The organism is Mycobacterium sp. 155 (assembly GCF_000373905.1).
In the GTDB taxonomy this organism is placed as follows: domain Bacteria; phylum Actinomycetota; class Actinomycetes; order Mycobacteriales; family Mycobacteriaceae; genus Mycobacterium.
Genome location: NZ_KB892705.1, coordinates 1,544,990 through 1,571,376 on the forward strand (window position 1 = coordinate 1,544,990; position 26,387 = coordinate 1,571,376).

Annotated in this window: 26 protein-coding genes and 2 riboswitches; of the genes, 15 read left to right on the forward strand and 11 right to left on the reverse strand. The window is 64.7% G+C overall.

The features are described 5' to 3' along the window. Positions 1–8 precede the first annotated feature (8 nt). A complete protein-coding gene (locus B133_RS0107155; RefSeq protein WP_018600054.1) occupies positions 9–452 on the reverse strand; it encodes a universal stress protein in 444 nt (147 codons plus the stop codon). Between the two features lie 14 nt (positions 453–466). Continuing rightward, a riboswitch (Fluoride riboswitch) is annotated at positions 467–549 on the reverse strand. A 196-nt stretch (positions 550–745) separates the two neighbouring features. On the opposite strand from B133_RS0107155, the gene B133_RS0107160 reads away from it, so the two are divergent. After that, positions 746–1,606, forward strand: a complete 861-nt coding sequence (locus B133_RS0107160) for a metallophosphoesterase (RefSeq protein WP_018600055.1) — start codon at positions 746–748, stop codon at positions 1,604–1,606. 51 nt (positions 1,607–1,657) lie between these two features. Here the strand turns inward: B133_RS0107160 and glnA are convergent, their stop codons facing one another. After that, a complete protein-coding gene (glnA, locus tag B133_RS0107165) occupies positions 1,658–3,100 on the reverse strand; it encodes a type I glutamate--ammonia ligase (RefSeq protein ID WP_018600056.1) in 1,443 nt (480 codons plus the stop codon). A gap of 139 nt (positions 3,101–3,239) precedes the next feature. After that, a riboswitch (Fluoride riboswitch) is annotated at positions 3,240–3,322 on the reverse strand. Between the two features lie 139 nt (positions 3,323–3,461). Between glnA and B133_RS0107170 the strand changes: the two genes are divergently transcribed. The 4 genes from B133_RS0107170 (at position 3,462) to B133_RS0107185 (ending at position 8,612) form a co-directional block, all read left to right on the forward strand. Then, positions 3,462–4,697 (forward strand): MFS transporter, encoded by a 1,236-nt coding sequence (locus B133_RS0107170; RefSeq protein WP_018600057.1) that lies wholly within the window; start codon positions 3,462–3,464, stop codon positions 4,695–4,697. A gap of 55 nt (positions 4,698–4,752) precedes the next feature. After that, positions 4,753–5,307 (forward strand): Chromate resistance protein ChrB, encoded by a 555-nt coding sequence (locus tag B133_RS0107175; RefSeq protein ID WP_018600058.1) that lies wholly within the window; start codon positions 4,753–4,755, stop codon positions 5,305–5,307. Between the two features lie 628 nt (positions 5,308–5,935). Then, positions 5,936–6,586: a maleylpyruvate isomerase N-terminal domain-containing protein gene (locus B133_RS23605; protein WP_018600060.1), complete on the forward strand. Its 651-nt coding sequence runs from the start codon at positions 5,936–5,938 to the stop codon at positions 6,584–6,586. Between the two features lie 190 nt (positions 6,587–6,776). Next, positions 6,777–8,612, forward strand: coding sequence for a serine/threonine-protein kinase (locus B133_RS0107185; protein WP_018600061.1), 1,836 nt, complete (start codon positions 6,777–6,779; stop codon positions 8,610–8,612). Between the two features lie 9 nt (positions 8,613–8,621). Here the strand turns inward: B133_RS0107185 and B133_RS0107190 are convergent, their stop codons facing one another. Both B133_RS0107190 and B133_RS25170 read right to left on the reverse strand, forming a co-directional pair. Beyond that, positions 8,622–9,770: a glycerate kinase gene (locus B133_RS0107190; RefSeq protein WP_018600062.1), complete on the reverse strand. Its 1,149-nt coding sequence runs from the start codon at positions 9,768–9,770 to the stop codon at positions 8,622–8,624. A gap of 6 nt (positions 9,771–9,776) precedes the next feature. Continuing rightward, entirely contained in the window at positions 9,777–9,902 is a 126-nt protein-coding gene (locus B133_RS25170) for a hypothetical protein (RefSeq protein ID WP_255349242.1), read from the reverse strand. A 113-nt stretch (positions 9,903–10,015) separates the two neighbouring features. On the opposite strand from B133_RS25170, the gene B133_RS0107200 reads away from it, so the two are divergent. Next, positions 10,016–10,417 carry a metalloregulator ArsR/SmtB family transcription factor gene (locus B133_RS0107200; protein WP_026256087.1) on the forward strand — a complete coding sequence of 134 codons (402 nt, stop codon included), beginning with the start codon at positions 10,016–10,018 and terminating at the stop codon, positions 10,415–10,417. Further along, positions 10,414–11,439, forward strand: coding sequence for a cation diffusion facilitator family transporter (locus B133_RS0107205; protein ID WP_018600065.1), 1,026 nt, complete (start codon positions 10,414–10,416; stop codon positions 11,437–11,439). Before B133_RS0107200 ends, B133_RS0107205 begins: the two co-directional genes overlap by 4 nt. Before the next feature lie 10 nt (positions 11,440–11,449). On the opposite strand, the gene B133_RS0107210 is transcribed toward B133_RS0107205, so the two are convergent. After that, positions 11,450–12,871, reverse strand: coding sequence for a PLP-dependent aminotransferase family protein (locus B133_RS0107210; protein ID WP_036419029.1), 1,422 nt, complete (start codon positions 12,869–12,871; stop codon positions 11,450–11,452). A gap of 77 nt (positions 12,872–12,948) precedes the next feature. Between B133_RS0107210 and B133_RS0107215 the strand changes: the two genes are divergently transcribed. From B133_RS0107215 to B133_RS0107225, 3 genes are all read left to right on the forward strand, one after another. Then, positions 12,949–13,629: a pyridoxamine 5'-phosphate oxidase family protein gene (locus B133_RS0107215; RefSeq protein ID WP_018600067.1), complete on the forward strand. Its 681-nt coding sequence runs from the start codon at positions 12,949–12,951 to the stop codon at positions 13,627–13,629. 177 nt (positions 13,630–13,806) lie between these two features. Then, positions 13,807–15,192, forward strand: a complete 1,386-nt coding sequence (locus B133_RS0107220) for an alpha/beta hydrolase (RefSeq protein ID WP_369751487.1) — start codon at positions 13,807–13,809, stop codon at positions 15,190–15,192. Positions 15,193–15,417: 225 nt separating this feature from the next. Further along, positions 15,418–15,744, forward strand: a complete 327-nt coding sequence (locus B133_RS0107225; protein WP_018600069.1) for a hypothetical protein — start codon at positions 15,418–15,420, stop codon at positions 15,742–15,744. Between the two features lie 85 nt (positions 15,745–15,829). Here B133_RS0107225 and B133_RS0107230 read toward each other — a convergent pair whose 3' ends face one another. Next, positions 15,830–16,225, reverse strand: a complete 396-nt coding sequence (locus B133_RS0107230) for a hypothetical protein (RefSeq protein WP_018600070.1) — start codon at positions 16,223–16,225, stop codon at positions 15,830–15,832. A gap of 199 nt (positions 16,226–16,424) precedes the next feature. Here B133_RS0107230 and B133_RS0107235 point away from each other — a divergent pair, with 199 nt between their 5' ends. Continuing rightward, positions 16,425–17,270, forward strand: a complete 846-nt coding sequence (locus B133_RS0107235) for an alpha/beta fold hydrolase (protein ID WP_018600071.1) — start codon at positions 16,425–16,427, stop codon at positions 17,268–17,270. Between the two features lie 25 nt (positions 17,271–17,295). Here B133_RS0107235 and B133_RS0107240 read toward each other — a convergent pair whose 3' ends face one another. Then, positions 17,296–18,684: a cytosine permease gene (locus B133_RS0107240; RefSeq protein WP_198290982.1), complete on the reverse strand. Its 1,389-nt coding sequence runs from the start codon at positions 18,682–18,684 to the stop codon at positions 17,296–17,298. Positions 18,685–19,259: 575 nt separating this feature from the next. On the opposite strand from B133_RS0107240, the gene B133_RS0107250 reads away from it, so the two are divergent. Further along, positions 19,260–20,105 (forward strand): thioesterase family protein, encoded by an 846-nt coding sequence (locus tag B133_RS0107250; RefSeq protein WP_036419032.1) that lies wholly within the window; start codon positions 19,260–19,262, stop codon positions 20,103–20,105. Between the two features lie 32 nt (positions 20,106–20,137). Here B133_RS0107250 and B133_RS0107255 read toward each other — a convergent pair whose 3' ends face one another. Both B133_RS0107255 and B133_RS0107260 read right to left on the reverse strand, forming a co-directional pair. After that, positions 20,138–20,833: an MBL fold metallo-hydrolase gene (locus B133_RS0107255; protein WP_018600075.1), complete on the reverse strand. Its 696-nt coding sequence runs from the start codon at positions 20,831–20,833 to the stop codon at positions 20,138–20,140. Continuing rightward, positions 20,830–22,227: a xylulokinase gene (locus B133_RS0107260; RefSeq protein ID WP_018600076.1), complete on the reverse strand. Its 1,398-nt coding sequence runs from the start codon at positions 22,225–22,227 to the stop codon at positions 20,830–20,832. Before B133_RS0107260 ends, B133_RS0107255 begins: the two co-directional genes overlap by 4 nt. A 151-nt stretch (positions 22,228–22,378) precedes the next feature. Between B133_RS0107260 and B133_RS0107265 the strand changes: the two genes are divergently transcribed. Both B133_RS0107265 and B133_RS0107270 read left to right on the forward strand, forming a co-directional pair. Continuing rightward, complete coding sequence (locus B133_RS0107265; protein WP_018600077.1) at positions 22,379–23,101, forward strand: DoxX family membrane protein; 723 nt, start codon at positions 22,379–22,381, stop codon at positions 23,099–23,101. A gap of 10 nt (positions 23,102–23,111) precedes the next feature. Then, positions 23,112–23,597 (forward strand): RDD family protein, encoded by a 486-nt coding sequence (locus B133_RS0107270; RefSeq protein ID WP_018600079.1) that lies wholly within the window; start codon positions 23,112–23,114, stop codon positions 23,595–23,597. 5 nt (positions 23,598–23,602) lie between these two features. Here the strand turns inward: B133_RS0107270 and B133_RS0107275 are convergent, their stop codons facing one another. Continuing rightward, a complete protein-coding gene (locus tag B133_RS0107275) occupies positions 23,603–25,030 on the reverse strand; it encodes a GntP family permease (RefSeq protein WP_018600080.1) in 1,428 nt (475 codons plus the stop codon). Next, the gene (locus B133_RS0107280) at positions 25,027–25,536 is read right to left on the reverse strand and encodes a gluconokinase (protein WP_026256090.1); all 510 of its coding nucleotides are present in this window, start codon (positions 25,534–25,536) and stop codon (positions 25,027–25,029) included. The genes B133_RS0107275 and B133_RS0107280 overlap by 4 nt, the downstream gene beginning before the upstream one ends. 124 nt (positions 25,537–25,660) lie before the next feature. On the opposite strand from B133_RS0107280, the gene B133_RS0107285 reads away from it, so the two are divergent. After that, a complete protein-coding gene (locus B133_RS0107285) occupies positions 25,661–26,377 on the forward strand; it encodes a FadR/GntR family transcriptional regulator (protein ID WP_026256091.1) in 717 nt (238 codons plus the stop codon). Positions 26,378–26,387: the final 10 nt, after the last annotated feature.

The window sequence follows — 26,387 nt, forward strand, 5'->3', positions numbered from 1 at the left end:
GGCTCACCTCACCATGGACCCCGTTCTCGTCGTTCGCTGTTGGGAACGACGAGAACCGGCAGAGGGCTGCGCCGGATCAACGTGCGCGCCACAGCCCCGGTGACTATATGGCCGAGTGCCGCACCGATGCCGTCCTCGGGACGCCCGACCACGATTATCGATGCGTCGTACTGCGAGGCCGCCTCCAACAGCGCATGCGCGGGATCACCGTCGTCGCGCCGATGAAACGTCCATTGCACATCGAGACCCTCCAGCGCGCCCGCGACACGAACCTGATCGCTGGTGACGGCCGTCGTGGGTTCGCCACTGCCGTGCGTGGCCAGAGTGCCGTCGGAGACGCTGGTGACGTGCACGACGTGGACTTGGGTACCCAAGGCGGCGGCCAAGTCCCCGGCACGCTGAAGCGCCACCATGCTGGCTGGATGATGATCGAATCCGACAATCACACTCATGCGGCCTCCCCACGGTGTCCGTAGGAACCATCAGCCGTGACGGCAGTTCGGATGGGACACATACCCATCCCGGCGGGGATCCATCGCCCTCGCCCCTAAGAATATGCGATGAAGGCGCCTGCGTCATTGCTCGTTGGTCGTGGCGCGGATAGCCTGTAATCCTCACTGCGGTGGGGCTCGCATCTGCGGTCGCAGTACTGTGTCGTCGATCGCCAACGGTCCCTGGGAACTGAATCACGGCCGCCACCATGGCGTCTTGCAGATGGACCGGCCCACGCACCCAGGAGCCCCCCATGGTCACTACGTCCCACCCGCGGCGATCGTCAGAGCGCTCGACTCGCCCGGAGTTTTTCGCCACCCCGGCGCGCATCGCCATCGCCGGGGACTGGCACGCCGACACCGAGTACGGGGTCGCGGCCATCCGCCACGCGGCCCGGCGCAATGTCTCGGTTCTTGTACATCTCGGTGACTTCGGATTCAACTTCACCGACGAATACCTTGACGCGCTCGATCGCGCGTTACGCCGCCACGACATGGTGCTCGGTTTCGTCGACGGCAATCACGAGAACTTCGACCGACTGCTCGCCTGGCCGGTGTCACCGGACGGCCTCCGTTACCTGCGTGAGCGAGTCATTCACCTGCCGCGCGGATTGCGCTGGCAATGGGGGAATACTCGGTGCCTTGCGGTCGGCGGTGCCTACTCGATCGACAAGTTTCTGAGGACCCCGGGCAAGACGTGGTGGCCGCAAGAGATGATCACCCCGGAACAAGCCCGCGACATCGCCGCCGCCGGGCGGGCAGACGTGATGTTCTGCCACGACTGCCCAGCCGGCATCGTGGTGCCCGGTGCGGCCGCCGACCGGTACGGATGCCCGCCAGAGGAACTAGCCACCTCAGAGATGCACCGCGCCCTCCTACGCTCCATTGTTGACGCAGTGCGACCAGCCCGGTTGTGGCACGGTCATTTTCATCACCGCTACCGTGCCCTGCTCACTGGACCTGACTATCGGACCGTCATCGACGGCTTGGGGAAAAACGGCAACCCGATAGACAACAACATGGTCGCGGTCAACCTCGATGAACTCGGGCACCATCGGTTCAGCTTTACCGGAGACGAAAGCGCATCACCGTCAACTGCAGACCGCGCCAGTTGACACCGACCCGCGAGTACCCTTTGTGGCCAGGCGGGCCAGCGACCCGCGCCATCAGCAATCGTAGTAGAGGGCGAATTCGTAGGGGTGGGGTCGGATTTGGATGGGGAGGATTTCGTTTTCGCGTTTGTAGGTGATCCAGGTTTCGATGAGGTCTTCGGTGAAGACGCCGCCTTCGGTGAGGTAGTCGTGGTCTTCTTCGAGGCGGTCGATGACGGTGGCCAGGGAGGTGGGGGCTTGGGGGATGTTGGCGGCTTCGTCGGGGGGCAGTTCGTAGAGGTCTTTGTCGACGGGGGTCAGCGGTTCGATTTTCTTTTTGATGCCGTCGATGCCGGCCATGAGCATGGCGGCGAAGGCGAGGTAGGGGTTGCCGGAGCTGTCGGGGCAGCGGAATTCGAGGCGTTTGGCTTTGGGGTTGTTGCCGGTGATGGGGATGCGCACGCAGGCGGAGCGGTTGCGTTGGCTGTAGACCAGGTTGATGGGGGCTTCGTAGCCGGGGACGAGGCGTTTGTAGGAGTTGACGGTGGGGTTGGTGAAGGCCAGTAGGGATGGGGCGTGGTGCAGGATGCCGCCGATGTAGTGCCGGGCGAGGTCGGAGAGGCCGGCGTAGCCGGATTCGTCGTGGAAGAGGGGTTGGCCGTTTTTCCACAGGGATTGGTGGGCGTGCATGCCCGAGCCGTTGTCGCCGAAGAGGGGTTTGGGCATGAAGGTGACGGTTTTGCCGTGGGTCCAGGCGGTGTTTTTGATGATGTATTTGAAGAGTTGGACGTCGTCGGCGGCGTGTAGCAGGGTGTTGAACTTGTAGTTGATCTCGGCCTGCCCACCCGTCCCCACTTCGTGGTGGCCGCGTTCGAGGGTGAAGCCGGCGTTGATCAGGTTGGTGGCCATTTCGTCGCGCAGGTCGACGTAGCGGTCGTAGGGGGCGACGGGGAAGTAGCCGCCTTTGGGGCGGACTTTGTAGCCGCGGTTGGCGGTGCCGTCGGCTTCGAAGGGTTCGCCGGTGTTCCACCAGCCGGATTCGGAGTCGACTTCGTAGAAGGTGCCGTTCATGGTGGAGTCGAAGGCTACGGAGTCGAAGATGTAGAACTCGGCTTCGGCGCCGAAGAAGGCGGTGTCGGCGATGCCGGTGCTAGCCAGGTAGTTTTCGGCTTTGCGGGCGACGTTGCGGGGGTCGCGGGAGTAGGCCTCGCGGGTGAAGGGGTCGTGGACGAAGAAGCTCAGGTTGAGCGTCTTGGCGGCCCGGAACGGGTCGATGCGGGCGGTGTCGGGGTCGGGTAGCAGCATCATGTCGGATTCGTGGATCGACTGGAAACCGCGCACCGAGGACCCATCGAAAGCGAGCCCGTCTTCAAACACGCTCTCATCGAACGCCGACGCCGGAATCGAAAAATGCTGCATCATCCCGAGAACATCGCAAAACCGCACGTCCACGTACTCGATGGCTTCTGTGGATACGTAGTCCACCAGAGCCGTCGGATCGATCGGCGGAGTACTCATCGCACTCCCCCGTTGCTTTCAGGCCGAGTCGAGGCAAGCGCCCACCCCCGTACCAGGCAGCGTCTAAGCCTCAGTGCGGGACCGCGCGCGTCCCCAGCGACTTTGTGAATACGACCAACAGGCATGATTCCTCCACAATCGTGCGGGAGGAGCCATCAGCCCAGGACGGGCGGTTCAGATCCGTAGAACAGGATCTCGGCGGGGTCCATCGCCGCACACACCATATGCCAGCCACGGCTTCGACGCAGCGAGAATCGCCCCGACTGACGGAACACGATGTCGGGCTTTCCACTGCGCGCTCCAAGAGCCGCAGCAACCTGACTGGTTGCGCCCATAAACTAACCACAGTTATGTTCTTGATGTGCCAGATGACAGAGACCATCCGGTCGATACCGAAGCAGTCGAGAGGTGGTTGACGCCCGGCGTTGGTGCGGTCGGTGCGGCCAGTTTCTTCTCGGACACCGGTCACGAGGTGACAACGTCGGTGTTGCCGACCTTCTTGACGAGCACGCTCGGTGCACCCGCCAGCGCGTTGGGTCTCATTGACGGCATCAGCGACGCCCTCATCGGTGTGATGAAACTCGTGGGCGGGCCGCTGGCCAACGATCCTGAGTGGCGGGGGCGGGCGGCATCGGGCGGCTATATCGGAACCGCGCTCGCCACCGGGGCGATCGGGGCAACCGTCACAGTGTGGCAGGCCGGGGTGTTCCGCGCGCTTGCGTGGATGTCGCGCGGGCTACGATCCCCCGCGCGCGACGCGCTTTTGGCATCGCTGGCTCCAACGTCGATGCACGGCAGGGCTTTCGGGCTCGAGCGCGCCGGTGACAATCTGGGAGCAGTAGCCGGGCCGCTGCTGGCCGCAGGTTTGGTGGCATGGCTCGGCGTTCGCCCAGCCCTGTACCTTGCCGCGATACCCAGCCTTTTCGCCGCTGCGGCAATTCTCTTGGCGGCCAGGGAATCTCGTCGCCGAGTCGCTACAGGGCAAAGCCCTCGCCTGAGCCGTCGAATCGATATCGCGGCACTGCGTGAGGCGGGAATGCTACGTGCGCTGCTGCCAGTTGCACTGTTCGAATGTGGCAATCTTGCAACAACTCTGTTGATTTTGCGGGCCACTCAACTGTTGCAGTCGCCATATCGCAGCCTCACCGCGGCGACCTCGTTGGCGATCCTGATATACGCAGCCCATAACGTGATTGCGGCGGTTGGCTCACTGGTCGCCGGCCGATGGTACGACCGTGCCGGACCACGCTTGGTCTTCGCCACCGGCGCCACAGCCTACGTCGCCGGCTATGGGTTGTTTGCGATCGGCGGACATGCACCGTGGATGATCGCGGTGGCGTTCGCGGCAGCCGGCGCCGGGATCGGACTTGCCGAGCCGACGCAATCGGCGGTGGTGTCCCAACTCTTGCCGGACCACTTGCGCGGCAGCGGCTTCGGCGTTCTCGGCGCAGTTCAGGCCGCCGGTGATCTGATGGCCACCGTCGTAGCCGGAGTGCTCTACACCCTGGTGTCACCCGCGTGGGCGTTCAGCTACGCGGCGGTGTGGATGATCGGTGCCGTCCTGGCTTCAGGGTTATTGCGACCCACGCAGTACTGAACGCCGTCGACCCCTAAAGAGATAGCCATGTTCGAGGTGATGGCATGCTAGTCCCATGGCAGCGCTCGACGAGCCCGACAATGTCACTGTGTGGCTGCTGCTGGCGTATCGCATACCCCGCGAGCCAACCCGACTGCGCGCCACAGCCTGGCGTCGCCTCAAGGCTCTGGGGGCCGTCTACGTGCAAAATTCGGTAGCAGCACTTCCAGATTCCGCAATGAACGAGCGCGCGCTGCGCTCATTGCGCCGCGAAATCATCGACATGGGTGCAACGGCGCAGGTTATGCGGGCCGAAATACTGGCCGGCAGTAACGATCTTGTCGACCTGTATCGGACCGCACGCGACGAGGAATACGCCGAGATCGTCGACAAGTGCCAGGACTTTCTCACTGAGATTCGCAACGAGACCGCGGATGAGCACTTCACTTACGCGGAACTCGAAGAAAACGAAGAAGACCTCAACAAGCTCAATAGCTGGTTTGTAAAAATCCAGTCGCGTGACTGTCTCGGAGCGAAGGGCCGCGAGGCAGCCGAGGCCGCATTGCAAGAATGCGCCAGGGCCCTGGACGGATTCGCGAACGCCGTTTACGTTGTCGAGGATCAGCTCTAGCGATCATGACCACAGTCCAGTGCGGCGCGGCACCGGCCGAGTCATGAAGTATCCAGTGGCGGGTAAGTTGATACTGTTGCATTGCAGTCACTTTCGGCTGCACAGAGACTGCCGGACGCGTGTCGACCGTCGCGCTGTCGGCGCGGTGGTAGCGTCAGAGCTGTTCTGGCGAGGAGTCGGCAAAATGCCTATCACGGCGTGGCGAGTCACACGACGGACAACAGTATGCCTGTCAACGGTTGCGATGCTCGCGGCGATCGTCGGCTGCGATGCCGGATCGAGTCAGCCTGCCGCATCGGACGATGCGGTGACAACGTTGCCTGTGCCGGCGAATATTCCAGCTGTCCCCTTGCCCAGTGACATTCCGCCGGTGCCGTTGCCGAGTGCCGTCCCCGATGTGCAGATGCCAAGTGAACTCCCGAGGGTCGAGATTCCGGCAGACGTGCCTCGCGTCGAGTTACCCGCAGAGATCCCGCAGGTCCCGCTGCCCTCCGCGATCCCCCCGATCTCCTTTCCCTGAGTCGGCAATCTGTACCGCTATGAATCGTCGATGCCGCGAGATACGTCACCTTCGACATCGTCCGGCAGTCTGGGTGATCATGGTCCGGATACGGTGAGGAATCAAGGCGTGTTCGCATTGGCGTGGAAGTCGCTACTCGATACCGCCCAGCGGATCCCCGAGCAGGACTTTACGACGCCGTCGGGCTGCACAGGGTGGTTGGTTCGAGATCTTCTGTGTCATCTGGTGATTGACGCTCAAGACATTCTCATCACTCTGGCGACACCGAGCTCTGAAGAGCCGACGCGCGATGCAGCGACATATTGGGAGGTCTCCCATTCCCCACCGACCGGGCACGATCCTCTCGATGCGCTCGTGGTCCGATTAGCCGCCGCGTACGAGCGGCCCCGTTTGCTCAAGCATCATCTCGATGATGTGGGTTCTGCAGCCGGGCGGGCGGCCCGATATGCCGCCCCGCAGCTTCGGGTCAGCACTCGCGGAGAAGTCCTCACCGCCGCCGATTATCTGGATGCCTACGTCCTTGAGGCCACCCTGCACCACCTCGACCTGACCGCATACGTCCCTGACGTATCCGGGCCTCCAGCACAGACATTGGCGGCATCCCGGCAACTCTTCGAGAGGATCACCGGAGCAGCGTTTCCGGCGTGGATGTCGGACGGGGCCGTCCTGACAGTCGGAACGGGCCGGCGAGCCGCAACAGCATCCGAGCGGGATGCGCTCGGTTCTCTCAGAGACCGTCTGCCCTACGTTCTCGGATAGTGCGCCGCGGCGGCCCGCTCCGTCTGGACACTGCACCACAGCGGCCGTGGTTGATGGCTGTTTTGTCCAGTTGGCCGAGCGGCTCTGACGTGCACCTTCAGCGTAGGCGCGTAGCAGACTGCTGCCGCTGATTCATTCCTTGGCCAGCAAAAACGACGGTATTTCCATCCTCGTTTGTAGGCTCCAACATATGCCGTTCAACTCCGGTGACGTCTTCGCCGGCTACTCCATTCAGCGGCTCCTCGGTGCAGGTGGCATGGGAGAGGTCTACCTCGCCCAACATCCCCGGCTGCCCCGTCTGGACGCGCTCAAGGTTCTGTCGACGGACGCCACCCGCGACGATGAGTTCCGCGCCAGATTTACCCGAGAGGCTGAGCTGGCCGCGACGTTGTGGCATCCGCACATCGTCGGTGTACACGACCGTGGCGAGTTCGAAGGTCATCTGTGGATCTCGATGGACTATGTGGAGGGCACCGACGCCCGTCACATGCTTGAGCAGCAGTTCCCGTCAGGCCTGCCCTATCAGGATGTGGTGGAAATCGTGACGGCGGTGGCCGAAGCTCTCGACTTCGCGCACGAACGACGGCTGCTGCATCGCGACGTCAAACCGGCGAACATCCTGGTGACCACGCCGACGGCGAGCACCCGGCGTCGCGTCCTGCTCACCGACTTCGGCATCGCTCGCGAAGCTGACGACACCAATGGGCTCACCGAGACCAACATGGCTATCGGTACCGTCGCCTACGTTGCGCCCGAGCAGCTCATGGGCAAGATGCTCGACGGTCGGGCCGATCAGTACGCCCTGGCCGCGACGGCTTTTCATCTGTTGACCGGCGCGCCCCTGTTCGACGACGCCAATCGCATCGTGGTGGCCGGAAAACACCTCAACACACCACCGCCACTGCTGTCGGAGCGCCGTCCCGACCTCGCGCACCTCGATGCCGCCATGGCCAAGGCACTGGCGAAGAACCCTGATCAGCGCTACGTGCGGTGCATCGACTTCGCCCAGGCCCTCGGCGGGCGCCTGGACGTGGCGACCGCACCCGAGCCGGCCCCGGAGCGGACTTCACGTGAGCCGGCTGTCCACACCGCACCGCTGGAGCCCTCTGGCGAAAGCGATCGGGGCAGTCCCCCGCACACCAGACGACTGACCGTGCTCACGGTGCTCGGTACCGCCCGTGCGGTGCAGAAGCTGCCGGCCGGGCCCGACGGTGACGAAGTCTGGTCCTTCCGGGTGGAGCGATACGACTCGACAGGGGCGGCCCACACCGTTGTGCCGGTCGAACTGCGTGGCAACGCCATCACAGGCGAACTGTCCGACGGTGATGTAGTGGAGGCCAGCGGTTTCTGGGACGACCGGACACTGTTCGCCGACGCCGTAGTCAACCATTCGGGAGGTACGCGCGACCGCCGGCGACGCACGACATCCGGGGTGAAGCCAGGTAAGAGCTCTGCGTGGGCGTCCCGGCCGCTGCGCATCGTCGGGCTGGTGGTCGTGTTCGTAGTGGTGCTGGCCACGGCGGCCTACTTTGTCACCGGAGGCTTCGGGTTTTCATCGCACAGTGGACCGGGGCCGGTCGTGACGCCGGAACGGGCGACGGTGTTCTCCCCCGGCGGCTCACCCGATCACCCGGACGAGGCAGGCAACGCCATCGACGGCAATCCCGATACTGCGTGGCCCACCGACGTCTACCAAGATGCCGCCCCGTTCCCCACCTTCAAACAGGGCGTCGGTCTGATGCTGCAATTGCCTGCGCCCACCGCGTTGAGCGAAGTGACCCTCGATGTGCCCAGCACAGGAACAGAGGTGCAGATTCGAGCGGCCGACAGCACCGACCTGAACAGCCTGGCCGACACGACCGAGCTGACCCCCAACGTGTCGCTGCAGCCAGGACAGAACACCATCACCATCGACGATCAGAAGAAAACCTCCAATGTGCTGGTGTGGATTTCGAAACTCGGCACCGTCGGCGGACAGAGTCGCACGGCCATCTCCGACATCACGTTGAGGGCGGCTCGGCAGTGAAATCGGCACTCATGATTCTCCTTGTCGGCTGGTGTCGATGACGTCGGCGGACACCGCGATGGTGCGTCCGATCCGGCGCAGCAGGTCTGCCGCATTCACCATGGACGCGTGCGTGTCGGGCTCGAGTTCGGCGAGCGTATACGCCCGGGTGATTCCGGCGGCGCGCAACTCGATGTCGCGTAGTGAACTGCGGCCGGCAACCGCGACGACGGGTACGCCCATTTTTGTGGCAACCGCAGCGACTCCAATGGGAGCCTTGCCGTGCAGGCTCTGTGTATCCAGTGACCCCTCGCCCGTGATGACGATATCCGCCTGGATGAGCTTGCGCCGGAAGTCGATGAGGTCCAGTACGGTTTCGATGCCGGGCCGGGTTGTGGCGCCCAGGACCGACATGGCCCCGAATGCGGTCCCACCGGCCGCTCCCGCTCCCGGCGTACGGCTGTCGTCGCGACCGGTGGTGGTGCGGAGCAGATGGGCCCACCGCGTCATCGCGTCCTCCAGAAGCATCAGGTGCTCGGCTGTCGCGCCTTTTTGCGGTGCGTACACCGCTGTCGCACCGCTTGGACCGACCAACGGATTGTCCACGTCGCAGGCGAGCTGAAAATGCGCCGTACGGGCCGCTGGATGCAGATCGCTGAGATCGACCTTCGCGGCTTCGCGCAGTGCCGCGCCGCCGGGTCCGACCTCGTTGCCGTCGCCGTCGAGAATCCGTACCCCGAGGGCCTGCAACATCCCCGCACCACCATCGGTCGACGCGCTACCGCCGACCCCGACGATGATCTCACGTGCGCCCAGGTCGAGTGCGCGTCGGATCACAGTGCCTAGTCCGAATGTGCTGGCTCTCAAAGGATCCAGCACACCCGGTGGGAGCGTCACGAGGCCGACTGCCGCGGCCAGTTCCACCACCGCGACCGGCCCGCGGCGCGCGTAGAGAGCGGTACCGGGACGACCCGTCGGACCGGTAGTCTCTACCGCAACTGGCGTCCAGCCGGCGGCAACGACCGCCGCCACCGTGCCGTCTCCCCCGTCGGCCACCGGGGCCGTGGTGACCGACCAGGAAGGGTTACCCGCCGTGAGTCCGTCGGCGAGCGCTTCGGCCACCTCCGCTGCGGTCAATGAGCCCTTGAACTTGTCGGGCGCGACGAGCACGCGTGTCACGACGACCTAGTCCAGCTCCAGGAGGGCCGTCGGGGCGAGTACGGCGCTCATGACGAGCTCCTCGAACTCGGCGGCATTGTCGGTCTCGGTGCCCATGGCGTAATCCATGTCGACCGCGAGTTCTTCTTCCATGAACCGGAAATCGTAGTCACCTGAGAGCGCAAGCATGGTCGCGTCCCGTGTCCCAGGATGATTCGTCCAAGCGTTGCTCGACGGCGCCTTCCCGCGAGGGTTACTATCTGCATATGAATGCAGATAATGCTTCAGTGGGTTCCCTCGATGAGGAGCAGGCCGGTCTGATTGTCGAGGTGTTCCGAATGCTGGCCGATGTCACCAGGATTCAGGTTTTGTGGGCGCTCACCGGGGGTGAGTTGTCGGTCAACGATCTCGCATCGCGAGTGGGCAAACCGGCTCCTTCGGTGTCGCAGCACCTGGCCAAGCTCCGCATGGCGCGGCTAGTACGCACCCGTCGGTCGGGCACCACGATCTTCTACAGCCTGGAGAACGAGCATGTCCGCCAGCTGGTCGTCGATGCGGTGTTCAACGCCGAGCACGCCGGCCCGGGTGTTCCGCCACACCACCGCGACGATGCGCGGGTACGTGAACTGACCGTCGACCCCAATCCGCGGAAAGCTGCACGGCGATGAGTGGCTATCACCCGCATCACCACCATGAGCATGACCACGACCACGGGCACCCGAAAGGCATGCGCGGGCTGCTCCGGGAGATCTTCGCGCCACACTCCCACGATGCTGCGGACAGCATCGACGGCGCGCTGGAGTCCAGCGCGGCCGGAGTCCGGGCGGTCAAGATCAGTCTGTTGGCGCTGGGACTGACGGCGATCGCGCAGATCGTCATCGTCGCGCTTTCGGGATCGATCGCGTTGGCGGCCGACACCATCCACAATTTTTCCGACGCGTTGACCAGCGTGCCGCTGTGGATCGCTTTTGCGCTCAGCGCCAAGGCTGCTACCCGCCGATACACCTATGGCTTCGGCCGCGCCGAGGACATCGCGGGACTGTTCGTCGTCGCGATGATCGCCTTGTCTGCGTTGATCGCCGGCTGGGAAGCGATACGTAGGTTGATCGAGCCGCAGCAGATCGAGCATGTCGGTTGGGTCGCCCTCGCGGGGTTTGTGGGCTTCATCGGCAATGAATGGGTCGCCTTGTTGCGCATCCGAGTAGGGCGCAGGATCGGTTCAGCTGCGCTGGTCGCCGATGGGCTGCACGCCCGCACCGACGGCTTCACCTCCCTGGCGGTGCTGATCGGTGCCAGCGGCGTAGCGCTTGGATTCCCGCTCGCCGACCCCATCGTCGGACTGTTGATCACGGTCGCGATTCTGGTGGTACTGCGCACGGCCGTTCGCGATGTGTTCCGTCGTCTCATGGACGGTGTGGACCCCGCATTCATCGACACCGCCGAGACCGTCCTGGCCGCACATCCAGGAGTGCAAGCGGTGCGTAGTGTCCGCATGCGCTGGATCGGGCACCGTCTGCACGCCGACGCGGAACTCGATGTCGACCCCGACCTCAGCCTCACCGACGCCCACCGGATCGCCCACGACGCCGAGCATGACCTCATCCATGCGGTGCCCAAGTTGAGCACCGCGCTCATCCATGCCTATCCCGCTGAGCACGTGGTTCTCGGTACTTCGCGGACAGGCTACTGAGGTCGATCGATTACCCGAGAACCTCGGCGAGGCGAATCGCGAAGCTGTTTGCCGACACTCGGTCGATGAGCGCGAAACCGACTGCCAGTCCGTTGATTTCGCGGTCTGCGGCACCTGGAAAGAGCGACAGGGCTTCGATGACGAATCCCTGTGCGGTGAGGAGTTCACTGACGCGGCGGTCATCGTGTTCTCGGGGCAGCAGGATGGCGACGTGGAGACCGGCCTCGACGCCGAGTACGGAGAGCCCGGGGCAATGCGTGCCGAGTGCCGCAATGAGCACGTCGCGGCGATGCCGGTATTCGCGTGCGGCTCGGGCCAAATGCCGCTGTAGATCACCGGCGACGATCAGTTCCGCGAGCGCATCCCGGGTGATCACGGAGAGCGCGAGCCGACGCTCGCGCACGTAGGCCAGCACCGCATCGCGAAGCGGCCGCGGTGGTACCAGCCAGGCGGCACCCAGCCCGGGCGTGAGGATCTTCGATGCCGTCCCGATGTAGGCGACGCGCTCCCCCGCTCCCGGGACGGACCGAACCGCCGGGAGTGGTGCAACCCCATAGCGGAACTCGCCGTCATAGTCATCCTCGACGATGATCGAGCCGGTCCGCTCGGCCCAGGCGACCAATGTGGCGCGCCGGTTGACCGACAATCGGTGTCCGAGCGGGTACTGGTGCGCCGGCGTGCAGTACACCAGGCCGGCGGCGTCGCCCAGCTGATCGACGCAAAGGCCGTCGTCGTCGACCGGCACAAAGACGGGGCGCAGCCCAGCACCTACGAATTCCTCGTATGCGGCTGGATAGCAAGGGGACTCAAGATAGCACCGCGTGAGACCGCTCACGGCCGCGACCGCCTGAAAGGCTGCCCCGGAGCCGGGCACGTCGATCACCGTGCCGGCATCGATCCCGCGATTCGTGCGCAGGTGATCGGTCAATGCCGTGACGAACAGCTCGCTCGTGTCCTGCCACGGTGAGGAGGTCGTCGGGGTCCGAGCCGCCGCCATGCGCCAGGCGCGAGTCCAGGCGCGCATATCGATCAACCCGGTGTCAGGATAGCCTGGGCGGAGATCAACCGTTGAGCCACGTTGGGGCGCAGCACTATTGGTCGGCGACGCACGCCGCTTGCGGTCGGTGCCAGGGTGGTCGGACGGGCGACTGGAGAGACCGGCGGCGGCCGCGGCCGCCGCGCCGGACGTCGTCCGGGTACCCGACCCGGGCACCCCTTCGAGAAAACCGGCGGCGACCAGCTCATCGTAGGCAGCCGCCACCATGGTGCGTGAACATCCGAGTTCGTCGGCCAGCGTGCGAGTGGAGGGCAGCCAGTCACCGTCGGCGAGTTGCCCGTCGGCGATCAGGGTCACCATCTGGGTGGCGATCGACTTGGCGCTCAGATCGCTGGTGTCCAACGGGAGATGGACCAATCGGGTGTGCCGCGGCATCTCCACACAATACTGGCATCTGATATCCACCTTTTCTGGCCATTTCGATAATGCCGCAATCATGGTGTTGTTTAAGCATGGAGAAGCTCACCCGCAAACAAGGTCGACAGCCCACCGAGCGTGCCGCATTGGAGGAATTCCTCGATGGACAGTGGTGGGGAGTGCTGACCATAGGCAGCGTCGAACGACGTGACGGCAGAACGCGGCCCCTCGCGGTACCGACGCTGTTCGTCCGGCATGAGGACCGGATTCTCATGCACGGTTCGACTGGCGCCGGTGCGATGGGACCTGCCGAGACGGTAACGTCTGCAGCCTTCTGCGTGACGGCAATGGACGCGCTCGTGGTCGCACACAGCACGTTCGACTCGACGGTGCATTACCGCTCGGCGGTGCTCTACGGTGATCTGCAGGTCGCCCACCGCGAGGAACGAGCCATGCTCCTGGACCGCTTCAGCGATCTGCTGCTGCCCGGGCGCACGGCCGAAGTCCGTGGGATGACACCCAAAGAGATCGCCGCCACCAACGTTGTCGCGATGCCCATCACCGATGGAGACTGGGTGTACAAGGTCAACGACAGTCCGGTCAAGGAGCCCGACGAGGATACCGACGTGTGGGCGGGGACCGTCCCGTTCATCGTCAATTACGGAACTCCGCACCGGGCTTCGTGGTCATCGGCCGAATTGCCGGACTCCGTGCGGACGTTGGTCGCGGCGGGACGTGTGTCCGACCGGAATCACGACCCCTCACTCAACTGCTGACATTGTTGCAGTGAGCCTGGCAGTCCGATGGGAACATCGCGCTACCGCATGTCGCAACGCTCGCGATGCGCCGAGCCGGGGTAGACCAGCTGATTGTGGGTGTCGGCAGGCGGCGACAGCAACCGCACAGGTTCTCGTCTGCAAGATATAACCGTGGCGGTTGAGATGGCAGAGCCTTTGCGCCACCGCATCGCACAACTGTCACTGGTCGACGGGTGGGTGCCGATCGCGGTGCAGGTGCTGGCTGCGCTGCTTCTGCTGTACGTGGTGTGGGCGCACGCTGATCGCCGGGGCTGGCGGCGGCTGGCGATCGCCGCTCTGACCGGGATGCCGCTCGCGGTGTGGGCGCACCACTACATCTCCTCGATCGGGGTCTCCGGTGAGGCGGCGCCGCGCCGATTATGGCTGTGGATCGGCCTGATCGGCGTGGCTCTCAGCCTCATCTTCCTCACCTGGAGGCGTGCATCGTGGTGGCGGCGCGGTGCGTCGGTGCTGGTTGTGCCCCTGTGTGTGGTGTGCGCGGCGCTGTCGGTAAACACCTGGGTCGGCTACTTCCCGAAAGTGCGCACGGCGTGGAACCAACTCACCATTAGCCCGCTACCTGATCAGACCGACCGGGTGGGCGTCACCGCCATGCAATTGTCGAACGCAAAGCCGGACCGAGGCGTTGTGGTTCCGGTGCGGATCAACTCCAGCGCGTCTGGGTTCGCCCATCGTCGAGAATTCGTCTACCTGCCGCCGATATGGTTCGCGAGCAAGCCGCCGCCTCGATTACCCACGGTGATGATGATCGGGTCGGCGTTGAACACGCCGGCCGACTGGCTGCGGGTAGGTAATGCGGTCGCCACCATCGACGACTTCGCCACCCAGCACGAGGGCAGCGCGCCTGCGGTGGTCTTCGTGGACGCGACCGGAGCGTTCGACAACGACACCGAATGCGTCAACGGACCCCGCGGGAATGCCGCCGATCATCTGACCAAAGATGTCGTCCCATTCATGGCTTCGAATTTCGGTGTCAGCGCCGAGCGTGCGCACTGGGGCGTGGCTGGATGGTCGATGGGCGGCACGTGCGCGGTCGACTTGGCTGTGATGCACCCGGACCTGTTCAGCACGTTCGTCGACATCGCCGGTGACATCGGCCCCAACACCGGCAACCGGGAGCACAGCGTCGCCACGCTGTACGGCGGTGACGCCGACGCGTGGGCCGCGTTCGATCCCACCACGGTCATGAAGAAGCACGGCCGCTACACCGGCGTGACGGGATGGTTCGAGGTGCCCGGCTCGCCCGACGGCACGCCGCATGATCCCGCGTCGAATCCGGAGGGCCAGGACCTCGCCGCGCGTTCGCTGTCGGCTACTGCCGCGACACAGGGCATCACGTCGACGGTGGTGACGCGGTCCGGCAAACATGACTGGTTGTTCGCCTCCCAGGCGTTCGGTGATGCGTTGCCCTGGCTGGCGGCGCAACTCGGAACCCCTGCGGTACCGCGGGTTGCGATGCCGAATTCGACCACTGACGCGTCGGGACCGACCGGCATTCCTAGCCTGGCTCAACGTCATTGATCCAGCGGTTCGTCCCGGTCACGCAACCACCTCCGGAAAGTCTGCCGGATAGGTGCCGTCAATAACATTGACGGCAAACAGTTTTCGAATCGTTACCCGGTGTCCGAACCGTTATCGCTTCCACAGCTCAACCACACCGCCGGCACAGTAGCGGCAAAAATCCGGGCCATAGCTTTACTTCGCATCCGGCTAAGAAGCCGTAACACGAAGAAACGGAGCAAAGCTATGAGTTTCAAGCGAACCCTGGGTGTTTCGGCGCTGGCCGCCGGCATCGGAGTGGCTGGGCTGCTCGGAGTCGGCCTGGGTACGGCAAGCGCGGACCCGGGCTGGGGCTGCGACCGTCCCGGAGCCCCGCCGTGTGACAACCACCGCGACGACCGTGGGCCCGGCCGCGGACCTGCTGGTCCTGTCGACTGGCACAACCGTGGCATCGACCAGGGCCGCTACGATCACCAACCGTTCAACTGGAACGGACAGCAGGTGACACCGATGCAGGCAGGGGACGGCCACGGGTGGGGTTTCTGGTTCCTGAACAACTGGATTCCGATGTAAAGTCCACTGAAATCGATTGCGGGCCGCCCCTTTTGGGGCGGCCCGCCTGGCATCCCAGGGCCGTGACCGGTCCGGAAAGTTGGAGTTATCTGGCGTTGCCGCGCTCGTGGGTCGGGCGCGGCGCGAACGGATTGAACTTCGACAGACCCGGGATGTTCGACAGCATCCGGAAGACATCGTTTCCCGTGGCGACAAGCGCCTCCAACTGCGGCAGAAGCCGATCCATCGTGCGGAACATCGGGTCAGCCATCGCCAGATAACGCTCGGTGCGGTCGATCGTCGTATTCAGCCGTTCGGTTGCAACCGCCAGGTTCTCGATCAGATCGGGCAACTGCGCGGCAAGTTGAGCCGAGGCCGGTGGAATGCGCAGGGCGCTATTTGCGACAGCCTGCGCGGTCTCGACCGCCGACTGAGCAGTCTCCACCGCAGCCTGCGCGGCCGACTTGAGGTCACTCGGTTTGGGAAGCTTCGGACTGGTCATGTCGGTAACTGTGCCGCACCGCGACCTCGATGTCAGCAGGTTTGGTCCGGGGTGTCCTGGTCGCGGCAGATCCGATGATGCCCGTACGGGTTAGGCTATCGGCAGCCGCAGATCTTTTGAGTCTGAGCCAACCGCCAAAGATGCTGCCTGAGAGGTCAATCCGCGCTGCACAGTGTCACTTCCGGAATGAGGGTGCGATATGGAGCAGTTCCGCCGCGACGGCCTGGTTTTTGACGTCATCGACGACGGTCCCGCCGATGGCGCCGTCGTTGTTCTCCTACACGGATTCCCGCAACCTAACACCAGTTGGGCGGCCGTGATGGCTCGGCTGACCGCACGCGGATATCGCTGCCTGGCACCGAATCAACGGGGCTACTCCCCCGGCGCACGCCCTCCGCGCCGCCGCGACTACCGAATGGCCGAATTGGTCGACGATGCGCTGGCCCTCATCGATGCCAGCGGAGCCGATCGCATCCATCTCGTCGGACATGACTGGGGTGCGGCCGTTGGCTGGGGTGTTGCGACGCGGGAGCCGGCGCGACTGGCGTCATTTTCGGCGCTTTCGGTGCCGCATCCGGTGGCATTCCTGAGAGCGATACCGACCAGCCGCCAGGGACTGGCGTCCTGGTACATGTACGTCGCCCAACTTCCTCGGTTGCCTGAGCGGCTGCTGCTCGGTCGGGATGGTTCCGGTATCAGGATCACCGATGCCCTGCTCCGCAGCGGGCAGTCCGTCGCGCACGCGGAACGCGACACCGAAGCGATGCTCGAACCCGGCGTGCTGACCGCCGCACTCAACTGGTACCGCGCGATGCTGCTGTCCGATTCGCGCCAGGTCAAGCACCGGGTGCGGGTGCCGACGATGTACATCTGGAGCGACGGGGATACCGCGATCACCGCCAAACCGGCCCACGACACTGCGAAATATGTGAAAGGGCCGTACCGATTCGAGACCATTCGGGGAGCCTCGCACTGGCTCCCCGACGAAAAGCCCGACACCATGGCGGACCTGCTCCTGGAATGGTTTGCCGCGCACCCGGTCTGAAGTGCGCACCGATCATCTGTCGCGACTACAGCTGCCGGCGCTTGACCCGCATCAACCGATAGCCGCCGTAAAGCAGCAGCGCCACACCGAAATTCACGAAGTACGCGATGTCTGCGCCATGCCACGCCGTCGCCACCGCGCCATGGATCAGCGTCGTGTTCATGAACGGCATCGCCACCACATACGCGATGACGAAGGTGGCCAATGCGGCCACCGCATCGGAACGGTCAGTCTCTTCGACCGACGGGTCAAGCGTGTTGCGCCCCTGTATCCGCACTACCCAGTCCACCGTGACCACGGCCACGAATGCCGGAATCCAGTAGCTGACCAACAGCAGTACATCGGTGAACCGGCTGGCGGTGTCGGCGGCGTGCAGCCATAGGATCAAGAAGAAGGCCAGAGTCGTGACGATGACAGCGGATACGGGGCGCCGCACCCGCACCCCGATGGTCTGCAAGGCCAGAGACCCGCTGTAGTCGTTCATCACTCCTGAGCCGACCGCGGCGAGCGCGATGATCAACAGGGCCAGGCCGCCGAGCCACCCGCCACCCATCACGGTCCGCACGCCCTCGGCGGTCTGTTCACCGATCGCAGCGGCGCCCGCGATGCCGATACCCTGAACAAAGATGTACGCCGACGCGATTCCGGCGAATGTGTACCCGAAGACCTGCGTCCGGGGTGCGGTCGCGGGTAGGTACCGGCTGAAGTCGGCGGCATAGCTGGCCCACGAGATCGCCAGGCTCAACGCGATCGTCACCTCGAAGACGAAGGCGCCGACCAGTGCCGGACCGTGTACACCGGCAGGGGTGATGACGTCCTGACCACGGACCAACTTGATGGCGAATACCACGAACGTGACGAGCAGGACGATCGTGAGTACCGCCTGCAATCGGTGGATGAGCTCGTAACCGAAGAATCCGACCACGCCTTGGACGCCGAGCACTATGAGTACCGCGAGCCAGAACGGGATGCCTACCAAGACAGCCAGGGCCTCGCCGCCGAACAAACCGACCAGGGCGTCCCATGCGATCGACGATCCCCACTGCAGCACCCCGGGCACGACCACGAAGCCACCGAACGCCATTCTGGCGTTGGGCAACTGACCGGCGCCGGTGCGCGGCCCCCACGTCGACAAATAGGCCACCACCAGTGACCCCAGCACTGTTCCGATCACCATGGCCAGCATTCCCAGCCAGAATCCGAGACCCAGCGCGATGGCCAGTGTCCCGGTGAAGACGCCCGTCATGTTCACCTGGGGCGCGAACCACACGGTGAACAACCTGGCCGGACTGCCGTAACGCTGGTCTTGAGCAATCGGTGCGATACCGTGCGTTTCGACCACAAGGTCGCCGGCGCCCGTAGGGCGGCGACCGGTGAAGGCCGTGGAATTGAGCACGTTAGGTCGAGAAGGCATAGCCTATTTGATCACGTCGACTGCCGCCAACTCAGAGTCACCTGAAAAGGCCGACCAGGGGTCGGCGCGCCGTGGGCGCGATCTCGGCCCTTTCCAGGACGCTCGGTTTCAGCGGGGCGCCGGGCTCGTCGAGACGGAGTCACACGCGACGAACGATGAATGGTGGCTTGCCGTGGCCACATGCGCCCTGCGTTATCGGATTACACGTAATAACTGCCTTCAGACGAGGGATTCCATTGCACAACTGTCAGATTGTTGCGGGATCGCTTGTGAACGTCGGCTTGATCCGCAGTGGTTTATCCATGGCATCATGCGGCCACGCCGACCGGTTGGTGTCGTCGAGATTGACGTCAGGGCTGTGAATCTCTGCTTTTGACAGCCCTGGCATCAATCTCGACGGCCGGCGCCTCCGCAATGCGCACAGTACTGAGCGCGAACATGTTGAGCGGCTTAGTATCTGACCGATCACCGCGTCGATGGCCTATGCCTGTAAGGTCAAAGTTCATGGTTTTTCATCCCCTGTACCCGCTCGAGTGTCGCGACGCCGATTGCTCGTCGTGCCGGTGACAGACGACATGACCGAAACAGTGACCAGTACCCGCCCGTTCACCGATCTGACGAAGCTGGAGCCCGTCGGCCACGGAACGTACTCGGCTTCCGTCGATCCGATCTGGACCATCGGGCGCAAGGTGCACGGCGGCTGCATGATGGCACTGTGCGCGGCTGCAGCGTGCAGAGCACTCGGCGCAGAGACCGATCTACAGCCAATTGCCGTGAGCGCCAACTACCTTCACGCACCCGAGCCGGGCAGCGTCACCCTCGCCACTGCGGTGCGCAAGAGGGGACGCCAGGTCAGCGTCGTCGACGTCGAGCTGTCCCAAGGCGATCTGGTGGCGGTCTCCGCCGCAGTAACCCTTGGTCATCTGGATATCGCCGAGCCGCGCCACCAGGGGCCGCTGGCCTTGTCCGACATGCCTGACGAACCGTCCGCCGATGCTGTGCACGTCACCCCGGCCCACCCCATAGGGCAGATCGTGCATGTCGCACGGGGTTGCGATCTGCGGATCGACCCGTCGGCGGCGCTGTTCCTGACCGGACAGCAGGGTGAACCGGTCAACCGGATGTGGCTGCGGCCGTTCGCGCACGACGAGGCCGACCCTGACACGGCGCTGCTGTTCGCGCTGATGGCCGGTGACATCAGCGCGCCGGTGACGATGAACCGGGGCATGTCCGGCTGGACGCCGACCGTTCAGCTCACTACCTACCTGCGCCGCCGACCGGTACCAGGCTGGATGCGTGTCATGGCGAGCGCAACCGTCATCGGCGCGACCCTGTTTGAGGAGGACCATCTCGTCCTCGACGCGACAGGGCAAGTCATCGTCCAGAGCCGGCAGCTCGCAATGATCCCGAAGGGCAACTAACGCCGGGGCGCGGCTACCGGTCAGCATGCGGATCAGCGCGACGCTCTTGCACGCAGCCATTGCTGTTGCCGCCAAACGAAATCCGCGTCCACGACGGCACCGTGACCCGGCACCAACAGTGCGTCGGGACCCGCAGCGGAGAGCATCACATCCAGCGTCGACGGCCATGCCGTGATGTCCGAGTGCTCATCGATCACCGGATCACCGGACTCCTCGACGAGATCCCCGCAGAACGCCACGGTGCGTTCACCCGGAACGACGACGATGAGGTCGTGGTCGGTGTGCCCGCGCCCGGGGTGCGTCACCGTGACCGAACGACCGAGATCCAGTGTCGTATCGCGGGTCCGGTGGGGCGAGACACGCAAGGCACGAATCGCCCGATCCACCTCGGCCGGATCGGCGCCGTGGCTGATCGCGTCGGCGCGCAGGTCGGCTCGGCCGACCGCAAGGGTTTCGGCGACCTCCGGCGCGCAATGGATGCGTGCCGCGGGAAACTCGGCGATACCGAGTACGTGGTCGAAATGATTGTGAGTCAACACAATATCACCAACCGGCTGACCGGTGAGGGCACGAACGTCCGCGTCGACGGCCTGCGCCTCGGCCAGAGTCGTCCCAGAGTCGACCAACAGCGCACCGCGGTCCCCCGATACAAGGCCGACGGTCACATCCAGGAACGGGAGACGGACCCGCCACACGCCCTCCGCCAGTGGCTCCCAGTCAAAGTTCATTGACCGAGCGTCAGCGGCTGGGCGGCGCAATACTGCTCGAACACCTGCGGAGTCGGCGGCGCCGTGTACGGAGTAACGGGGCCCAGGCTCCACGCCGGCGGCACATCCTGCTTGCTCAACACCCACGCCGCCTGCCGGGCGGCACCGAGCGCGACATATTCGGCAGGCGGTGGGACGTGCACGGGTCGGCCCCAGATGGCTGGAGCGATCCGCCGCACCGCTTCCGAACGGGCGCCGCCACCGACGAGGATGATCCGGTCGACGTCGATGCCGTAACTGACGATCTTGTCGATGCAGTATGCCATCGACGCCAACAGTCCCTCCACGCCTGCGCGGGCGAGGTTGGCGGAGTTGAAGTTTCGCGTTGTCACACCGTGGAGCGCACCGCGGGCCTGCGGAAGGTTGGGCGACCGTTCGCCTTCGAGGTAGGGCACCAGGGTCAGACCGTCGGATCCAGGCGGTGCCGACAGGGCCAACTGGTCGAAGTCGTCGTAGCCCACCCGCAGCATGGCGGCGGTGGCGGCCAGCACAGGTGCCCCGTTGAGTGTGCAGACCAGCGGCAATTGCCTGCCCGTGGCGTCGGCGAAGCCGGCCACGATACCGTCGGGATCATGTGGCGCAGCATCGCCGACGGCGCTGACCACACCTGATGTGCCGAGCGAGACAACACAATCCCCCGGTCCTGCGCCCAGCCCCAGCGCGGCGGCGGCATTGTCGCCGGCGCCAGCGGCCAGTAACGCCCCACCGGGCAGCGTCCCCGCGATCTCGGCCGGAGCCAGCACGGTGGGTAGTTCGGGCCGTCGCCCGCGCATCGCCAATTCCAGCAGATCCACGCGGTAGCTATCGGTCTCTGCCGAGAAGTAGCCGGTACCGCTGGCGTCGCTGCGGTCGGTGCGCAAGTCGGCGATGTCGGTCGAGCTACTCAAGCGCCAGGTGAGCCAGTCGTGCGGCAGGCACACAGCGGCCGTGGCATCGGCGTGCGTCGGCTCGTTGTCGACCAACCACCGCAATTTGCTCGCAGTGATCGCCGCGACGGGTACCACACCCACGCGGTTCGCCCATTCCGCAGGCCCACCCAGCTCGTCGACAAGTTGGGCTGCGCTGGCGGATGAACGGGTGTCATTCCACAGCAAGGCATCTCGCACCACTGCACCGGACTGGTCCAGGCACACCATGCCGTGTTGCTGGGAGCCCACGGCCACTGCCTCGACATCGTCGAGTCCGCCGGCCGCGGTGATCGTCGTCTGCAGAGCTGCCCACCAGCGCTGTGGGTCTATCTCGGTTCCGCCGGGGTGCGGGGTAGATGCCGAGCGCAGTATCGCGCCGCTCCCCGCGTCGCAGACCACGACCTTGCACGATTGGGTGGATGAATCGATGCCGGCAACAAGAGCCACGCCCGCGAAGCTACACCGATGAGGCGGTTTCTGGTCCGTGCTTCGGGCACTGTTGCCAGACCCGCCGGCCAGCCGGTTTTGCGCGGTAGGTTTGCGGTACCGCCGCTGCGGAAACACCTAGGGCATGCTGATCAGACGAATTGCCCGGCCCATGCTGGCGACCACCTTCATCGCCCGCGGCGTCGATGCGCTGCGGAGCCCCAAACCGGCCGCGGACGCGGCCCGGCCCGTGGTGGGAGCCGTGCGCAAACTGCCGACTCCTGTAATGCCGGACTCGATGCCCAGCGCCGAGACCGTGGCCCAAGTCAATGCCGCGGTGCAGATCGGCGGAGGTTTGTTGCTCGCGACCGGCAGAATGCCCCGACTCGCCTCGGGATTGCTCGCGCTCAGTGTGATCCCAGGCGGCCTCGGCGCGCACGCGTTCTGGTCTGAGCCCGATCCTGAGAGACAGGCCGAGCAGCGGCGCGCGTTTCTTGCCGACATCAGCCTCATCGGTGGGCTCATCATCGCCGCGGCGGACACCGCCGGCAAACCTTCGCTGGTATGGCGCGGCCGAAGGGCGGCCCGTGCCGCCTCCGCCACAGTCGCCGCAGCATTGCCGCTCGGAGAATCGGCCGGGGAGTCATTGGCCGACAGTGTCATCGCCGAGAAGATCGGTCACGGCCTACAGGCCGGCGCCGAACGTGGCCGAGAAGTTGCCGAAGCGGCCCGCGAGCGTGCAGTCGATCTGGCCCAGGTGGCCCGCGAGCACGGTCCCGACCTTGCTCAGGCCGCCAGCGAGCGGGCAGCCACGGTAGCCGACCTTGCCCGTGAACGTGGCGCGGAACTGGGCGAGAAGGTCCGGACCCAGCTGAACGAGCGCCGCGGACGGTAACTTGGATGGCATGACAACGGGTGATTTCCAACCGAGCCAGTACGGCCAACCGGGGTTTCCCCCGGCGTACGGCGCCCAGCAGCCGGGCGGGCTGGCCGCGCGATTCTTCGCTCGCGTCATCGACGGTGTCCTGGTGGGCATCGCTTCGATCTTCCTGTCGTTTGTCACCGACTCGCTGTCGAGCTATTGGGTGACCGGGTTGTTCACGGGTCTACTGAGTTTCGTCTATTTCGTCGTGTTCGAGACCACCACCGGCTGGACGCCGGGCAAGCGGCTGCTCCGGCTGGCAGTCCACGGGCCCGGCGGTGCTCCCAAGCCCACCGCCGCACAGTCGGCAATCCGAAATGCGTTCACCCTGTTGCCGGTCATCCCACTGGTCGGTGGATTCCTCGGCGTGGTGGCCATCATCGTGATCGCGGTGACCATCAGCAGCAGCCCGACCAAGCAGGGTAAACATGACCAACTCGCCGGCGGCACACAGGTTGTCAAGGGCTGAGCCCGTCAGACCACCAGGCTGAGCAAGAGCACGAACAGCAGCCCGGTGACCGACAGCACGGTCTCCATCAGCGACCAAGTCTTGATGGTCTGGCCGACGCTGAGCCGGAAGTACTGGTTCACCAACCAGAAACCGGCGTCGTTGACGTGTGAGAAGAACAGTGAGCCCGCGCCGACCGCAAGGACGACGAGCGAGGTCTGACCCGTGCTCATCCCCTCGACTAGACCCAGCACCAGCGCTGAGGCGGTAATGGTCGCCACCGTTGCCGAGCCAGTGGCGAGCCGGATGAGAACTGCAAGGACCCACGCCAACAGGATCACCGAGATACTGACATTCTCGGCCCAACGCGCCAGCATCGTCCCGATGCCACTGTCGACGAGCACCTGCTTGAATCCTCCACCGGCCGCGACGATCAGGATGATTCCAGCGACCGGAGGCAAGCCCGACTCGACGCACTTGGTGATCGCTGCCCGCGACATCCCCGCGCCTCTGCCGAGCGTGACCATGCCGACAATCACGGCGATGAGCAGCGCTACCAGCGGCGTGCCCAGCAGATCGAAGGTGGCCCGCAGCCACTGATTCTTGTTGTCGATGAAGATGTCGCACAACGCTTTCCCCATCATCAGCACGACGGGGAGCAGAACGCTGAACATCGTGATACCGAACGACGGGCGTTGACCGGTTCCCGCGTCGGGCCGGTCACCTTCGAAGGTGTCGGGGGCCTCGACGACGACCCAGCGCCCGGCCAGCTTGCCGAACAGCGGACCGGCCACCACCACGGTTGGCACCGCTACCAGCACACCGAGCGCCAGTGTCACGCCGAGATCGGCATGCAGCAGATCGATCGCGGTGAGAGGGCCGGGGTGCGGGGGCACGAACCCGTGCATTGCCGACAAGCCGGCCAGCGCCGGGATGCCGACGGTGATGAGCGACAGTTGCGAGCGCCGTGCCACCAGATAGATCACCGGCATGAGCAACACCAGACCGATCTCAAAGAACATCGGCAGCCCGATGATGGCGCCCACCAAGGCCATCGCCCACGGCAACATCCTGGGTGAGGCGTGCCCGATGATGGTGTCGACGATCTCGTCGGCACCCCCGGAGTCGGCCAGCAGCTTGGCGAACATGGCGCCGAGCGCGATGAGGATACCGACACCGGCTGCAGTGGATCCGAATCCGTCGCTGAACGACTTGAGTACCGCGGTCAGGCTCTGGTTGACCGTGTCACCGGTGAACAGGCTGAGCACGAGTGGTACGACACCCACGGTCAAGGCGCCGAAGATAAGCGCAAGGAACGGATGCAGTTTCACCCACGAGATCAGCACGACGATGACGGCGATACCGACCAGGAACGCCACGACCAATTCCCAGCCCGGTGCGACCGGCTCGGGTAGCTTCGCGTCCTCGGCGAGGAGCGTCAGTGCGGGGCTCATCGGTCGTTCCCAGCCGGTGCAGAGGTGGTGGCGATGTAAGCGTCGACGATGGCATCGATGTTCTGGTCGACATCGATGACGATCCCTGCCTCATCGGTGCCCAGCGGCTCCAGGGTGTCGAACTGGGAGGTCAGCAAGGTCGCCGGCATGAAGTGCCCGGGACGGCTGGCCTGCCGCCGAGCGATCACTTCCGGGGTACCGGTGAGGTGCAGGAAGTGCACGTCCGGGCAGTGCCGACGTAACTGGTCACGGTACTTGCGCTTGAGTGCCGAGCAGCTCATGACGCCGCCGTCGTGGTGGTCGGCCAACCATTGGCCGATCGTTTCCAGCCACGGGTAGCGGTCATCGTCATCGAGTGGGTGGCCGGCCGACATCTTTGCGATGTTGGCGGGCGGGTGGAAGTCGTCGGCATCACCGAACGACACCCGCAGTCGCTGCGCCAGCGCAGCACCCACAGTCGATTTCCCTGAACCTGAAACGCCCATGACGACGATTGGTGATCCCATCCACTCCACCTCACGATTGTGTTTGATGTCACGTAGCATGCCTTAAAAATCATACGTTTGCAAGATCTTCTCAAAGATAATCAGTTTTTATTTCGTGGTGATCTATTTATGACACGATGTAAGCGTGTCCTCGCCATCAAACGTCGGTGCGTTGCATGGCAATCTGCTGACCGCGCTCGGTACCGGGATTGTCTCCGGCGAACTCGCCCCGGGCCAGGTCCTCACCCTTGACGCGGTCAGCGCCGAGCACGGCGTCTCGCGCAGTGTCGCGCGCGAGGCCATGCGGGTGCTGGAGTCAATGGGCATGATCGCATCACGGCGCCGGGTCGGCATCACCATCCAACCGGCGAGCAAATGGAATGTATTCGACCCCAGGCTGATTCGCTGGCGCCTGGAAGCCGGCGACCGAGCCGCCCAACTGGTGTCCCTGTCGGAACTGCGCCGAGGAATCGAGCCGGCCGCTGCGGCATTGGCCGCCCGCCGAGCCAATCCCGACCAGTGCCGCATCATGGCTGCTGCGGTGTCCGACATGGTGGTACATGGCCTCTCCGGTGATCTCGCGGCATACCTGCTGGCGGACAAGATGTTTCATCAGACCCTGCTGGAAGCCAGCGGCAACGAGATGTTCCGGGCACTCAACGACGTGGTGGCCGAGGTGCTGACCGGACGCACGCACCACGGGCTGATGCCGGTGCAGCCCAATCCGGCCGCGATCGAACTGCACGATGAGGTCGCCCGCGCGATCCGGCTGCGTGACGAGGATGGTGCCGAACGGGCGATGCGCGCAATCATCGACGAAGCGGTCACCGCGGTTGATCCCCATGACAAGCCCGGCGATTAACTGCCCACCC